Here is a 14,302-nt window from a genome sequence, read left to right as displayed (position 1 = left end):
GGGAAGGGGGGATAATCATGGAATGGAATAGATTTGATCAATCAAATCACGGATCGTGATGAGTGCGCCCGTCCTGGACCCGGACCTTCTGCAAGCCTTTGTCGCGGTGGCGGACCATCGCTCCTTCACTCGCGCCGCCGCGGCGCTGAACCGGACCCAATCCGCCGTCAGCATGCAGGTGAAGCGACTGGAAGAGCGGCTGCAGGCCGAGCTGTTTCACCGCAGCACATCCAGTGTCGATCTGAGCGCGGCCGGCGAGGGGCTGCTGGGTTACGCGCGCCGCATTCTGAGCCTCAACGCAGAAGCGGTCGGCCGGGTGCGCGAGCACGGCATCGGCGGGCGGGTGCGCCTTGGCGTGATGGACGATTACGGGACGCTGATCGTCCCACCGCTGCTCAAGGAGTTCATCGCCAACTATCCGCTGATCCATGTCGAGATGGAGACCGGGCTGACATCGTCGATGACGGATCGGCTCGGCGAAGCCTTTGACCTCGTGATCGCGATGCACCCCGAAGGGCGCGGCGAGGGCGAGTTGCTGCGTACCGAGCAGGCGGTGTGGGCCGCCAGCGCCACGCATCGTGTCGAGGAGCTCGACCCGCTGCCGGTCGCGCTCTATCCGCAGGGCTGTCTGTTTCGGAGCTGGGCGATGCAGGCGCTGGACGAAGCGAGCCGACCGTGGCGGCTCGCCTTCGTCAGCCACAGCCTGTCCGCGGTCGAGGCGATCGCGGCGCAGGGTCTTGCCGTGACGGTTGTGAAGTCGGGGACCTTTCCGCCGACGTTGCGGCGCCTGACCGTGCGCGACGGCATGCCGCGACTGCCGCGCGCAGAGATCCGTCTGCATCGCGCGCCCAACCTCACGCGCGCGGCGTCATTGCTCGCTGATCATCTTGTCACGGCGCTTCGGCAGCCAGCGAGGCGCGGGAGTTAGTACGTCGCCCGGCCGCCGGAGATGTCGAACACCGCGCCGGTCGAGAACGCGCAATCTTCCGACGCCAGCCACGCCACCATCGCGGCGAGCTCCTCGACCTGCACGAAGCGCGCTTTCGGAATCTTCGACAGCATGAAGTCGATGTGCGCTTGCGTCATCTGGTCGAAGATCGCGGTCTTTGCCGCGGCCGGCGTCACCGCGTTGACCAGGATGTCGTGCTGCGCGAGCTCCTTGCCGAGCGATTTGGTGAGCGCGATCAGGCCGGCTTTCGACGACGAATAATGCGCGGCGTTCGGATTGCCTTCCTTGCCGGCGACCGAGGCGATGTTGACGATGCGGCCGTATTTCTGGCCGATCATGGTCGGCACGATCGCCTTGCAGCAGATGAAGGGACCCTCGAGATTGATGCGCATCACCCTGCGCCAATCGTCGAGATCGGTTTCCCATACCGGCTTGTTGGCTCCGGTGATGCCGGCGTTGTTGACGAGAATGTCGATCTTGCCGAACGCCCGCAGCGTCTGATCGCGCGCGGCGTCGACCGCGGCGGGATCGGAGACGTCAGTCTTGATTGCGATCACGTTCTCGCCGATCGCCCTGGCGGTCTTCTCTGCCAGCGGCTGGTCGAAATCCCAGATCGCGACCCTGGCGCCGGATGCGACGAAGCGTTCGGTAATGGCGCGGCCGAAGCCTTGCGCGCCGCCGGTGACGACGGCGCAGCGGTCGTTGAGATCGATCTTGTTCATTGGTGTTGTCCTTTGACGTTTCCTCGGTGCGGCCGCGCGGACGTTCTGCTCCCTCGCCCCGCACTTGCGGGGAGAGGGTTGGGGTGAGGGGTTGTCCCCGCATACTGGTGCGGAGGTATTGTGCCTCGCCCCTCACCCGGAAGCTTCGCTTCCGACCTCTCCCCGCAAAGAGCGGGGAGAGGTTTGAAGGTCAGAGCATGAAGCCGCCGTCGACGACCATGTCGACGCCGGTGGTGAATGCGGCCTCGTCGCTGGCAAGATAGACCGCCATCGCGGCGATTTCCTCGGCGGTGCCGAGCCGGCCCATCTTCTGGCGGGCGACGAACTTTTCGCGTCCGTCCGGGCCTGCCGCAGCGGCGCGATCAAGCATCGAGGGCGTTTCCACGGTACCCGGGCAGATGCTGTTGCAGCGGATGCCCTGGGTGATGAAGTCGAGCGCAACCGCGCGCGTGAGCAGCGAAACTGCCGCCTTCGACGCGCTGTAGACATAACGGTTGGCCGGCGGCCGCAATGCCGCGCAGGACGAAATGTTGACGATGCTGCCGCCGCTTGCCAGCATCGCGGGCAGAAACGCCTTGATGGTCCGGTGCATGGACTTGACGTTGAGATCGAACGAGAAGTCGAAGTCCTCGTCCGAGCACTCCAGAATGGTGCCGTGATGCACGAAGCCCGCCGCATTGAGCAGGATGTCGATCTTGCCGACGCGCTTGGCGAAAGCGTTGACCTCGGCGGTGCTGCGAACGTCGAGCCGTGCGGTCTCGGCGATGCCGTCCTTGCCCAGGGTGGCGATGCCGCTCTCGTTGATGTCGGTGGCGATTACGGTCGCGCCTTCACGCGCGAATGCGATCGCGCATGCGCGCCCGATACCGGCCGCCGCGGCGGTGACGACGGCGCGCTTTCCCTTCAGTCGATTGGACATGCGTTTCTTCCTTCTCTCTTGACCGTCATTCCGGGGCGCGCGCAGCGCGAACCCGGAATCTCGAGATTCCGGGTCTGGTGCTAACGCACCATCCCGGAATGACGGTGATGTTTAGTGATTATCCCGCGCCACGCCGATCTTGCCGGCGATGTCGTGATAGCGCGTCGCGAGCTCGAGGCAGGCGCCGGTCGCGTGCTGACCGACGGTCTGGCGGTAGAGCTCCTGCCACGGCGTCTGGTTGGCCGGGTGCGGGAAGCCGCCCTTGGCCTTCAGCTCGGCGCGGCGGGTGCGCAACTCATCCTCCGAGATCATGATGTTGGCGCTGCCCTTGTTGAGGTCGATGCGCACCTTGTCGCCGGTCTTGAGGATCGCGAGCCCACCGTCGGCCGCCGCTTCGGGCGAGGCGTTGAGGATCGAGGGCGAGCCCGAGGTCCCGGACTGCCTTCCGTCGCCGATGCAGGGCAGGGACAGGATGCCGCGTTTGATCAGTGCCGCCGGCGGCTGCATGTTCACGACCTCGGCGCCGCCCGGATAGCCGATCGGGCCGGTGCCGCGAACGAACAGCACGCAGTGCTCGTCGATGTCGAGTGCGGGATCCTCGATCCGCGCGTGATAGTCCTCGGGGCCCTCGAACACGATGGCGCGGCCCTCGAAGGCGTTCAGATCCTTCGGGTTGGACAGATAGCGGTCGCGGAATTCCTTCGAGATCACGCTGGTCTTCATGATCGCGGAATCAAAGAGATTGCCGCGCAAGACCAGGAAGCCGGCATCCTTCACCAGCGGCTTGTCGTAGCCCCAGATCACGTCGCCGTCGGGCTTCGGCGCTTCCTTGCAATTCTCGCCCATGGTGCGGCCGTTGACGGTGAGGGCGCCTTCATGGATGCGCTTGTGCTTGATCAGCTCGCGCACCACCGACGGCACGCCGCCGGCGCGGTGATATTCTTCGCCGAGATAGAAGCCGGCCGGTTGCATGTTCACGAGCAGCGGCACGTCATGGCCGTATTTCTGCCAGTCGTCGATCGACAGCTCGACGCCGACATGGCGCGCCAGCGCATTGATGTGGATCGGCGCATTGGTCGAGCCGCCGATCGCGGAGTTGACCACGATGCAGTTCTCGAACGCCTCGCGGGTCAGGAAGTCCGACGGCTTCAAGTCGTCCCAGACCATGTCGACGATACGCTTGCCGGTCTCGTAGGCGATCTGGCCGCGCTCGCGATAGGGGGCCGGGATCGCCGCGCAGCCCGGCAGCGAGAAGCCGAGCGCTTCCGCGAGCGAGTTCATCGTGGAGGCCGTGCCCATCGTGTTGCAATGGCCGACCGACGGAGCCGAGGAGGCCACGATCTCGATGAACTGCTCATAGTCGATCTCGCCCGCAGCGAGCCGCTCGCGCGCCTTCCAAACCACCGTGCCGGAGCCGGTGCGCTGGCCCTCGTGCCAGCCGTTCAGCATTGGGCCGCCCGACAGCACGATCGCCGGCAGGTTGACGGTCGCAGCCGCCATCATGCAGGCCGGGGTGGTCTTGTCGCAGCCGGTGGTCAGCACCACGCCGTCGAGCGGATAGCCGAACAGGATCTCGACCAGGCCGAGATAGGCGAGGTTGCGGTCGAGCGCCGCGGTCGGGCGCTTGCCGGTCTCCTGGATCGGATGGGTCGGAAACTCCATGGCGATGCCGCCGGCGGCGCGGATACCCTCGCGGACGCGGTGCGCGAGCTCAAGGTGATGCCGGTTGCAGGGCGACAGGTCGTTGCCGGTCTGGGCGATGCCGATGATCGGCTTGCCCGACTGCAATTCCTCGCGGGTCAGGCCGTAATTGAGGTAGCGCTCGAGATAGAGCGCGGTCATGCCGGGATTGTGCGGATTGTCGAACCATTCCTGGGAGCGGAGCCTGCGGCCCTTGCCCTTGCTGGTCTCGCCTGCGGCGCTGTGCCCGTTGGTGTGGGGTTTTGTCATTGGTTTCTCCCGCAATGCAAACTCTTGATGGGCCCATTCAAGGGCTCTGGTTCAACGTTGTTCTACCTTGCGCAAATCGTCACGCATTACAAACCTCGACGATCACGCACAGGTGTTTCACTGGATGGATTGGACCTTAGTTGAAGGCACTTGGTTGCGCTACCATTTTGTCATTTTTCGCGTCCCATGTGACGGGCTGGTGTCGGGCTGATGTCAGCTGCGTCGCGCCGAGCTTTGCCGTTCCATGACACTGAAGCCCAGATCGACGACGGGGTCAGTGGGCCGGCGTCCTTCGAGTGTCTCGATCACCATCATGGCAGCGTTTCTGCCCATTTCGTAGCGATTGGTCCGCACGCTGCTCAGCGTCGGCTCGCTCGACGCCATGAATTCGAGGTCGTTGAAGCCGACGATCGCCATCTGCTCCGGCACCGCCACGTGACGGCGCTTGCATTCGAACAGCGCGCCGAGCGCAAGGTCGTCATTGACGCAGAATACCGCGTCGATGTCGGGCGTCTTGGCGAGCAGGTCGGCAAACAGCGTCCCGCCCAACGTCACTGAGGTTGGAATCGCGGTCGTGACGATGAGCTGCGGATCGAACAGCGCGGCCTCGGTCATCGCGGCGCGATAGCCGTCAAGCCGCCGCTGCACCCGCGGATCCATTCGCGCGCCGAGGAAGCCGATCCGCCGGTTGCCCTGCGCGAGAAGGTGGGCAATTGCGGCTTTTGCCGCGTCAAAATGCGAAAATCCGATCATCATGTCGATCGGGGAGGGGCCGACCTCCATGATTTGCACGATCGGGCAATCGACGGTTTCCATGATGCGGCGGGAATCCGCGGTCTGGTTGATGCCGGTGACGATCAGCCCGGCCGGCTTCTGTGCCAGAAAAAGACGCAGCAGGCGCTCTTCCTGGAGGATGCTGTAGCGGGTGTTGGCGAGCTGAATGCTGTAGCGGCTGCCGTCGAGCGCGTCATAGATGCCGCGCAGCACGTCGGCAAACACATTGTTGGTCAACGACGGGATCAGGACACCGATCACCTCGGTGCGCTGCGACGCAAGCGCGCGTGCCGCGAGATTGGGCACGTAACCGAGTTCTTTTGCCGCACTCTCGACCCTGGCGCGCTTGCCGGCCGAGAGCGCATCCGGATTCCTGAAGAAGCGCGAGGCCGTAATCGGACTGACGCCGGCGAGTTTCGCGACTTCGGTGAGCCGGATCTTGCCTGGCGTGATGTGTTTTCGGGCCATTTGCCGCTCATATCACGACCTTCGTCGCAGACAAACCGATATTGACAGCGCTACCAAGCGATTGCTAATCGAACGATTGCCAAAACCGGATAAACTGCGGACAATAAAGCAAGTCCGACAGAGCCGCGTACCCAGCGTGGCCGGAACAAAACAGAGCGGTGGCGGCACTTGTCGTACGCCGTCGGGAACTTGAGGGAGGGAAGTGGATGTCGTCGGTCCAGATTCGCGACGTGCGGAAATCGTTCGGCAATTTTGAAGTCCTGCACGGCGTGTCGATCCCGATCGAGGACGGCGAGTTCGTCGTTCTGGTCGGCCCCTCCGGCTGCGGCAAGTCGACCCTGCTGCGCATGCTGGCGGGACTTGAGAACATCACCTCTGGAACGATCTCGATCGGCGACCGCGTCGTCAACAATGTCCAGCCCAAAGAGCGCGACATTGCGATGGTGTTCCAGAACTACGCGCTCTACCCGCACATGACGGTCGCCGACAATATGGGCTTCTCGCTGAAGCTGCGCGGCGCCAAGCCCGAGGAAATCTCGAGCGGGGTCAAGCGCGCCGCGGAAATCCTCGCGCTGACGCCGCTGCTCGATCGCTATCCGCGCCAGCTCTCCGGTGGCCAGCGCCAGCGCGTCGCAATGGGCCGCGCCATCGTGCGCGATCCGCAGGTGTTCCTGTTCGACGAGCCGCTCTCGAACCTCGACGCCAAGCTGCGCGTCGCCATGCGCACCGAGATCAAGGAATTGCATCAGCGGCTGAAGACCACGACCGTCTACGTTACCCACGACCAGATCGAGGCCATGACCATGGCCGACAAGATCGTGGTGATGCATGACGGCATCGTCGAGCAGATGGGCTCGCCGCTCGAGCTCTACGACACGCCTGCGAACCAGTTCGTCGCGGGCTTCATCGGCTCGCCCGCGATGAATTTCCTCAAGGGCAACGTCAAGGTGAACGGCGCTGCCTATTTCGAGGGACCGAATGGCGTCAAGTTGCCGCTGAAATCGGCGCCGGCCAATTCCGACGGCAAGCCCGCGGTCTATGGCGTGCGGCCCGAGCATTTCACCATCGCCGATGACGGCGCCGAAGCCGAGATCGTGGTGGTCGAGCCAACCGGCTCGGAGACCCAGGTGTTCGCCAAGCTCGGCGGCGAGCAGGTGGTGGCCGTGTTCCGCGAGCGCCATCTGTTCAACCCGGGCGACAAGGTTCGGCTCAAGCCGGATCCGGCGCTGGTCCATCTGTTCGACGATTCGACGGGCAAGCGGCTGAACGGCTGAGCGATGCCGCGCCCGCAGGCAGCGTCGGCGCATCTTCATCACGAGAATGCCGGCCCGCAGTATTTGGGCGGGACAAGCGACGTCTGAAGCGACAACCAAAAAAACGGGAGAAAATTGCCAATGTCGATTTTTGATACTGACCGCCGCTCGTTGCTCAAGGGCGGCGCCACCATGCTGGCCGCCGCGGCGACGATGACGAGCGATCAACTGCTCGGCTACGCCAAGGCTTGGGCGCAAACCTCGCAATGGAAGCCGGAGCCGGGCGCCAAGATCAACCTGCTGCGCTGGAAGCGCTTCGTGGAAGCCGAAGACGTGGCCTTCATGAAGATCGTCGATGCGTTCCAGAAGGCCAACAACGTTACGATCAACGTCTCCAACGAATCCTACGACGATATCCAGCCGAAAGCGTCGGTCGCGGCCAATACCGGGCAGGGCCTCGACATGGTGTGGGGCCTCTATTCGCTGCCGTTCCTGTTCCCGAGCAAGTGTGTCGATGTGACCGACGTCGCCGACTATCTCGGCAAGAAGTGCGGTGGCTGGGCCGATTCCGGCAAGGCGTATGGCATGCTGAACGGCAAGTGGATCGGAATTCCGGTCGCCGCCACCGGCGGGCTGGTCAATTATCGCGTCGCGGCCATGGAAAAGGCCGGCCACAAGGAGTTCCCGAAGGATCTCGCCGGCTTCGCCGATCTCGTAAAGGGCATGAACAAGAACGGCACCCCGGCCGGCATGGCGCTCGGCCACGCCTCGGGCGATGCCAACGGCTGGCTGCATTGGGCGCTGTGGGCGCATGGCGGCAAGCTGATCGACAAGGACAACAAGGTCGTCGTCAACTCGCCGGAGACCGCGAAGTCGCTCGAATACGTCAAGGGCCTGTATGACAATTTCGTGCCGGGCACCGCGTCGTGGAACGACAGCTCCAACAACAAGGCGTTCCTTGCCGGGCAGCTTCATCTCACCGTGAACGGCATTTCGATCTACGTCACGGCGAAGAAGGAAAATCCGCAGATCGCCGAAGACATGAATCATGCCCACCTGCCGGCCGGTCTCGATGGCAAGACGCGGGAGATGCATCTCGGCTTCCCGATCCTGATCTTCAGCTTCTCGAAGTATCCGCAGGCTTGCAAGGCGTTCACGGCCTTCATGCTGGAGCCGGATCAGTTCAATCCGTGGGTCGAAGCGGCGCAGGGCTACCTGTCGCACTTCCTGCTCGACTACGACAAGAACCCGGTCTGGACGGCCGACCCGAAGACGACGCCCTATCGGAGCGTGGCTCAGACGGCGTCGACCCCGGCTGGCGAGGCGCAGATGAGCGAAAACGCGGCGGCCGCGATTGCCGACTTCGTCGTGGTCGACATGTTTGCGAACTATTGCACCGGACGCGAGGATGTGAAGACCGCGATGGCCTCGGCCGAACGCGCGGCCAAGCGCATTTTCCGCTAGGTGACGGCCGGCGCGGCAAGCCGTGCCGGCTCAAGTTCATGAGCGATCTGAGGTGGCGCACGATCCAAAATCGGTCGCGCGTCACCGTCTGATTCGGAGTTGAGAGCGAATGAGCACTGTCCAGACATCGATGCCGGCGCAAGCCGCCGCGGCAGGCGAGCCGTCGCTTTGGTCGCGGCTCAGCGGAAACCGCAATTGGGCCGCGTTCTGGTTCATGCTGCCGACGGCAGCGTTCCTGATCCTGTTCCTGGCCTATCCGCTCGGCCTCGGCGTCTGGATGAGCTTCACCGACGAGCGCATCGGTCGCGCCGGAGCCTTTGTCGGTGTCGAGAACTACCAGTGGCTGTGGGACGACTCGATCTTCTGGCTGTCGGTGTTCAACACCTTGCTTTACACGCTGATCGCAAGCGCCATCAAATTCGCGATCGGGCTCTATCTCGCGCTGCTGTTGAACAGGCACATGCCGTTCAAGGCCGTGATCCGGTCGATCGTGCTGATCCCGTTCATCGTGCCGACCGTGCTGTCGGCCATCGCGTTCTGGTGGATCTACGATTCGCAGTTCTCGATCATCTCGTGGTCGCTGATCAAACTCGGTTTGATCCACAGCAACATCAACTTTCTCGGCGACACGGATTGGGCACGGGCCAGCGTGATCTTCGCCAATGTCTGGCGCGGCGTTCCCTTCGTCGCGATCACCCTGTTGGCCGGCCTGCAGACGGTCTCGCCATCGCTCTATGAAGCCGCAACGCTCGACGGTGCCACCAACTGGCAGCGCTTTCGCTTCATCACCTATCCGTTGCTGACCCCGATCATCGCCGTGGTCATGACGTTCTCGGTGCTGTTCACCTTTACCGACTTCCAGTTGATCTGGGCGCTGACCCGCGGCGGCCCGGTCAACGCCACCCACCTGATGGCGACGCTGAGCTATCAGCGCGGCATCATCAGCGGTCGGCTGGGCGAGGGCGCCGCGATCGCCACCGCGATGATTCCCTTCCTGGTGGCGGCCATCGCCATCTCCTGGTTCGGAATGCAGCGCCGCAAATGGCAGCAAGGATCGAGCAATGACTGATTCAACCTTGCAATCGAAGACCGCGACCGGCGACGACAGCGAGGGCATGAGCTATCTGGAGTCGCTGCCGCGGCGCCTCGTTACGCTTTATTTGCCGCTGTTCATCATCCTCGTGGTGCTGCTGTTCCCGTTCTATTGGATGGTGCTGACGTCCATCAAGCCGGACGAGCAGCTCATCGACATGGAGAAGTTCAACCCGTTCTGGGTGGTTCATCCGACCTTCAAGCACATCAGCAAGCTGCTGTTCGAGACGCAGTATCCGCGCTGGCTGTGGAACACGATGTATGTCGCTGTCGGCGCCACCTTCCTGTCGATCGTCGCCAGCGTGCTGTCGGCCTATGCGATCACGCGGCTGCGCTTCAAGGGCGCGGAGGCCGTCGGCGTTTTGATCTTCTTGGCCTATCTGGTGCCGCCGTCGATCCTGTTCATCCCGCTGGCCTCGGTGATCCAGGCCTATGGGCTGTTCGATTCTCCGCTGTCGCTGATCCTGGTCTATCCGACACTGCTGATCCCGTTCTCGACCTGGCTTCTGATGGGCTATTTCAAGACCATCCCCTATGAGCTCGAGGAGTGTGCGCTGATTGACGGCGCGTCGCGCTGGCAGATTCTGGTCAAGATCATCGTGCCGCTGGCGATCCCCGGCCTGATCTCCGCCTTTATTTTCTCGTTCACTCTGTGCTGGAACGAGTTCATCTATGCGCTGACGTTCCTGCAATCGACCCCGAACAAGACGGTGCCGGTCGCCATCGTCAACGAATTCGTCGACGGCGATATCTACAAATGGGGATCGCTGATGGCGGGAGCGCTGGTCGGCTCATTGCCGCTGGTTATTCTTTACGCCTTCTTCGTTGAGCATTATGTCTCGGCGATGACGGGTGCCGTGAAGGAATAAGCGCGCAGGGCCCGCGGACGAATTCGAACAGAAGAAAAGGAGCAGGGTCGTGCACATTCTGATTCTGGGCGCCGCCGGCATGGTCGGCCGCAAATTGACCGAGCGTCTGTTGCGTGAGGGCCGGCTCGGCAAGCAGGACATCAGCAGGATGACCTTGCAGGACGTGGTCGCGCCGGCCAAGCCCGCCAACGCCTCGATTCCGGTCAATGTCGTCGCATCCGATTTCGCCGACGCCGGTGCCGCGGCGCCCCTGATCGCCGAGCGCCCGGACGTGATCTTCCATCTCGCCGCGATCGTCTCGGGCGAGGCGGAGGCCGAGTTCGACAAGGGATACCGGATCAATCTCGACGGCACCCGCTACCTGATCGACGCGATCCGCGCCGTCGGCGACGGCTACAAGCCGCGGCTGGTGTTCACCTCCTCGATCGCCGTGTTCGGCGCGCCATTCCCCGAGAAGATCGGCGACGAGTTCTTCCATACGCCGCTGACCAGCTACGGCACACAGAAGTCGATCTGCGAGCTCCTGATCAACGATTACACCCGCAAGGGCCTGCTCGACGGGATCTCGATCCGCCTGCCGACGATCTGCGTGCGCCCGGGCAAGCCGAACAAGGCGGCGTCCGGCTTCTTCTCCAACATCATCCGCGAGCCGCTGGCGGGCGAGGAGGCGGTGCTGCCGGTGTCCGAGGACGTGCGGCACTGGCACGCCTCGCCGAAATCGGCGGTCGGCTTCCTGGTTCACGCCGGTACCATGGACCTCAACGCGATGGGGCCGCGGCGCAATCTCAGCATGCCCGGGATGTGTGTCAGCGTCGGCGAGCAGATCGCCTCGCTGGAGCGCGTTGCCGGCAAGAACGTCACCGCGCGGATCAGGCGGGTGCCCGATCCGACCATCATCAGCATCGTCTCGGGCTGGCCGCGCGATTTCGCCACCGAGCGCGCGCTGAAGCTCGGCTTCACCACGGCGGAGAAGACGTTCGACGACATCATCCGCATCCACATCGAGGACGAACTGGGCGGCAAGTTCGCCGCCTAGCTCCGCTCAGGCACGCGGGTCTTGGCATGACAAGGGTCGCCAGCATCGGCGAATGCATGATCGAGTTGCGCCAGGCACCGGGCGGCCAGCCCGGAGGTCTGTATTCGCGCGCCTTTGGCGGCGACACGCTCAACACCGCCGTCTATCTGTCCCGGCTCGGCGTCCACATCGATTATATCACCGCGCTCGGCGATGATGTGCTGAGCGATGAGATGATCGCGGGTTGGGCGAGCGAAGGCATCGGCACCAAGCATGTCGCGCGATTGGCAGGCAAGCTGCCCGGGCTGTATCTGATCCAGACCGACGACAAGGGTGAACGGCGCTTCTTCCACTGGCGCGACAGCGCCGCGGCGCGCGAGCTGATGGACCTGCCCGAGACGGCCGACCTCCTGAACTCGCTCGCGACCTACGACATCGTCTATCTCTCGGCGATCACGCTCTCGATCCTGCGCGAGGACGGACGGGAACGGCTGATGGCGGCGCTGAAGCGCGCGCGGCTGCTGGGTACGCGGTTTGCGTTCGACACCAATTTCCGCGCCCGCGGCTGGCCGGACCTGAATGTCGCGCGAACAGTCTTCAGCAGCGCATTCGAGACCGCCGATATCGTGCTGGCCTCGACCGAGGATCTGGCGCCGCTCTATCCCGGCGAGGGCAACACCGCACTGCTCGCCGGCATCCCGAGCCCCGAGGTCGTGCTGAAGCTGGCCGAACCCGCCTGCATCGTGCGCTCCGCCGGCGGAACGCGCGAGGTGAGAGCGGAGCCGCTGGCCCAGCTGGTGGTCGATACCACGGCGGCCGGCGACAGTTTTGCCGCGGCCTATCTCGCCGCGCGGCTCGGCGGCGCCGAGCCCGAGGAGGCGGCGCGCGCCGGCCATCGTCTGGCCGGCGTCGTGGTCTGCTATCCCGGTGCGATCATTCCCCGCTACGCCATGCCGCCGAAGAAGGCGCCTCGTCCCCCACCATCCCGCAAGGCCTCGCAATGACAACGACATCGAAGCAGGAGCAGATCGCCGAGCTGATCCGCCAGGCCACCGTGATCCCGGTGCTGACCATCGAGCGGCTTGCCGATGCGGTACCGCTCGCCAAGGCGCTGGTCGCGGGCGGCGTGCGGACGCTCGAGGTGACGCTGCGGACGGCGGTCGCGGTCGATGCGGCCAAGGCCATCATATCAGAGGTGCCCGACGCGGTGGTCGGGATCGGCACGATCCTCAATGGTGACGATCTGGCGCGCGCCGAGGCGCTCGGCGCCAAATTCGGCATCAGCCCGGGCGCGACGCCGGAGCTGTTGAAGGCGGTCGCAGCCGGCGGGCTGCCTTTCGCGCCGGGGATCGCAACCGCCTCGGAGCTGATGCAGGCACTGGCGCACGGCTTCGACGTCGTCAAATTCTTCCCCGCCGAGCAGGCCGGCGGTATCAAGGCACTGCGCGCCTTGGCCGGTCCATTCCCGAACGTCAGGGTCTGCCCGACCGGAGGCATCGGCGAGGCCAACGCGGCGACCTGGCTTGCCGAGCCCAATGTGCTGGCGGTCGGCGGCTCCTGGCTGTGCCCGGCAGCCGATATCCGCGCCGGCAACTGGGCGGGCATAACCGCCATGTGCGCGAAGGCGATGAAAACGCTGAAAGCAGCCTGAAGATACGCTACATAACTCCCTGAACAGGAACAGGGAGATACGGCCATGACCGCCAGCATTGTGGGTTGGGCGCACACGCCATTCGGAAAGTTCGACGCCGAGACCGTCGAGGGCCTCGTGGTCAAGGTCGCCAACGAAGCGCTAGCGGACGCCGGCATTGCCGCATCCGACGTCGACGAAATCATGCTCGGCCACTTCAACGCCGGCTTCTCGCCGCAGGACTTTACGGCCTCGCTGGTGCTGCAGGCCAATCCTGCGCTGCGCTTCAAGCCGACCACCCGCGTCGAGAACGCCTGCGCCACGGGCTCGGCCGCCGTGCATCAGGGCATCCGCGCCATCGAGGCGGGCGCCGCGAAGATCGTGCTTGTCGTCGGCGTCGAGCAGATGACGAAGACTCCGGGTCCGGAGATCGGCAAGAACCTCTTGAAGGCGTCGTATCTGCCTGAGGACGGCGACACGGTCGGCGGCTTTGCCGGCGTGTTCGGCAAGATCGCGCAGGCCTATTTCCAGAAATACGGCGACCAGTCGGATGCGTTGGCGATGATCGCCGCCAAGAACCACAAGAACGGCGTCGCCAATCCCTATGCGCAGATGCGCAAGGATTTCGGCTTCGAGTTCTGCCGCGCCGAGAGCGAGAAGAATCCGTTCGTTGCCGGTCCCTTGAAGCGCACCGATTGCTCGCTGGTGTCGGATGGCGCAGCCGCACTGGTGCTGACCGATGCCGAGACCGCCAAGACCATGGGCAAGGCCGTGAACATCCGCGCCACCGCCCACGCGCAGGACTTCCTGCCGATGTCGAAGCGCGACATCTTGCAGTTCGAGGGCTGCACCACCGCCTGGCAGCGCGCGCTGCAAAAGGCCGACCTGCAGCTCTCCGATCTCTCCTTTGTCGAGACCCACGACTGCTTCACGGTCGCCGAACTGATCGAATATGAAGCGATGGGCCTGACGCCGAAGGGCCAGGGCGCCCGCGCGATCATGGAAGGCTGGACCCAGAAGGACGGCAAGCTGCCGGTCAATCCGTCCGGCGGCCTCAAGGCCAAGGGCCATCCGATCGGCGCCACCGGCGTCTCCATGCACGTGATGAGCGCGATGCAGCTCACAGGCCAAGCGCCCGAGGGCATGCAGCTCAAGAACCCGCAGATCGGCGGCATCTTCAACATGGGTGGTGCTGCG

Annotated in this window: 13 protein-coding genes; 9 read left to right on the top strand and 4 right to left on the bottom strand. The window is 64.1% G+C overall.

Going from position 1 to position 14,302, the window contains the following annotated elements; genetic code table 11:
- The first annotated feature begins 58 nt into the window (after positions 1–58).
- The gene (locus BraRD5C2_RS25765; protein WP_223973101.1) at positions 59–928 is read left to right on the top strand and encodes a LysR substrate-binding domain-containing protein; all 870 of its coding nucleotides are present in this window, start codon (positions 59–61) and stop codon (positions 926–928) included.
- On the opposite strand, the gene BraRD5C2_RS25760 is transcribed toward BraRD5C2_RS25765, so the two are convergent.
- The 4 genes from BraRD5C2_RS25760 to gntR all read right to left on the bottom strand — a co-directional run bounded on the left by BraRD5C2_RS25760 (position 925) and on the right by gntR (position 5,782).
- Positions 925–1,671: an SDR family NAD(P)-dependent oxidoreductase gene (locus BraRD5C2_RS25760; protein WP_223973099.1), complete on the bottom strand. Its 747-nt coding sequence runs from the start codon at positions 1,669–1,671 to the stop codon at positions 925–927. The genes BraRD5C2_RS25765 and BraRD5C2_RS25760 overlap by 4 nt on opposite strands.
- Positions 1,672–1,861: 190 nt before the next feature.
- Entirely contained in the window at positions 1,862–2,590 is a 729-nt protein-coding gene (locus BraRD5C2_RS25755; protein WP_223973097.1) for an SDR family oxidoreductase, read from the bottom strand.
- Positions 2,591–2,701: 111 nt separating this feature from the next.
- Positions 2,702–4,540, bottom strand: coding sequence for an IlvD/Edd family dehydratase (locus tag BraRD5C2_RS25750; RefSeq protein ID WP_223973095.1), 1,839 nt, complete (start codon positions 4,538–4,540; stop codon positions 2,702–2,704).
- A 213-nt stretch (positions 4,541–4,753) separates the two neighbouring features.
- Positions 4,754–5,782, bottom strand: coding sequence for an HTH-type transcriptional regulator GntR (gene gntR, locus BraRD5C2_RS25745; RefSeq protein ID WP_223973093.1), 1,029 nt, complete (start codon positions 5,780–5,782; stop codon positions 4,754–4,756).
- 206 nt (positions 5,783–5,988) lie between these two features.
- On the opposite strand from gntR, the gene BraRD5C2_RS25740 reads away from it, so the two are divergent.
- From BraRD5C2_RS25740 to BraRD5C2_RS25705, 8 genes are all read left to right on the top strand, one after another.
- The gene (locus BraRD5C2_RS25740) at positions 5,989–7,056 is read left to right on the top strand and encodes an ABC transporter ATP-binding protein (RefSeq protein ID WP_223973091.1); all 1,068 of its coding nucleotides are present in this window, start codon (positions 5,989–5,991) and stop codon (positions 7,054–7,056) included.
- Between the two features lie 120 nt (positions 7,057–7,176).
- Entirely contained in the window at positions 7,177–8,499 is a 1,323-nt protein-coding gene (locus BraRD5C2_RS25735) for an ABC transporter substrate-binding protein (protein ID WP_223973089.1), read from the top strand.
- Positions 8,500–8,608: 109 nt separating this feature from the next.
- Positions 8,609–9,568: a carbohydrate ABC transporter permease gene (locus BraRD5C2_RS25730; RefSeq protein WP_223973080.1), complete on the top strand. Its 960-nt coding sequence runs from the start codon at positions 8,609–8,611 to the stop codon at positions 9,566–9,568.
- The gene (locus tag BraRD5C2_RS25725; protein WP_223973078.1) at positions 9,561–10,460 is read left to right on the top strand and encodes a carbohydrate ABC transporter permease; all 900 of its coding nucleotides are present in this window, start codon (positions 9,561–9,563) and stop codon (positions 10,458–10,460) included. The genes BraRD5C2_RS25730 and BraRD5C2_RS25725 overlap by 8 nt, the downstream gene beginning before the upstream one ends.
- A 49-nt stretch (positions 10,461–10,509) precedes the next feature.
- Positions 10,510–11,496: a D-erythronate dehydrogenase gene (denD, locus tag BraRD5C2_RS25720; protein ID WP_223973076.1), complete on the top strand. Its 987-nt coding sequence runs from the start codon at positions 10,510–10,512 to the stop codon at positions 11,494–11,496.
- A 26-nt stretch (positions 11,497–11,522) separates the two neighbouring features.
- Entirely contained in the window at positions 11,523–12,479 is a 957-nt protein-coding gene (locus BraRD5C2_RS25715) for a sugar kinase (protein ID WP_223973074.1), read from the top strand.
- Positions 12,476–13,126 carry a bifunctional 4-hydroxy-2-oxoglutarate aldolase/2-dehydro-3-deoxy-phosphogluconate aldolase gene (gene eda / locus BraRD5C2_RS25710; protein ID WP_223973072.1) on the top strand — a complete coding sequence of 217 codons (651 nt, stop codon included), beginning with the start codon at positions 12,476–12,478 and terminating at the stop codon, positions 13,124–13,126. Before BraRD5C2_RS25715 ends, eda begins: the two co-directional genes overlap by 4 nt.
- Before the next feature lie 45 nt (positions 13,127–13,171).
- Positions 13,172–14,302, top strand: a 1,131-nt coding sequence (locus BraRD5C2_RS25705) for an acetyl-CoA acetyltransferase (protein ID WP_223973070.1), incomplete at its 3' end; no start/stop codon positions are given.

Source organism: Bradyrhizobium sp. RD5-C2, assembly GCF_019972155.1.
Classification (GTDB): domain Bacteria; phylum Pseudomonadota; class Alphaproteobacteria; order Rhizobiales; family Xanthobacteraceae; genus Bradyrhizobium.
The sequence above is the reverse complement of the archived record's forward strand: the minus strand, read 5'-3'. Positions and strand labels throughout refer to the sequence as shown.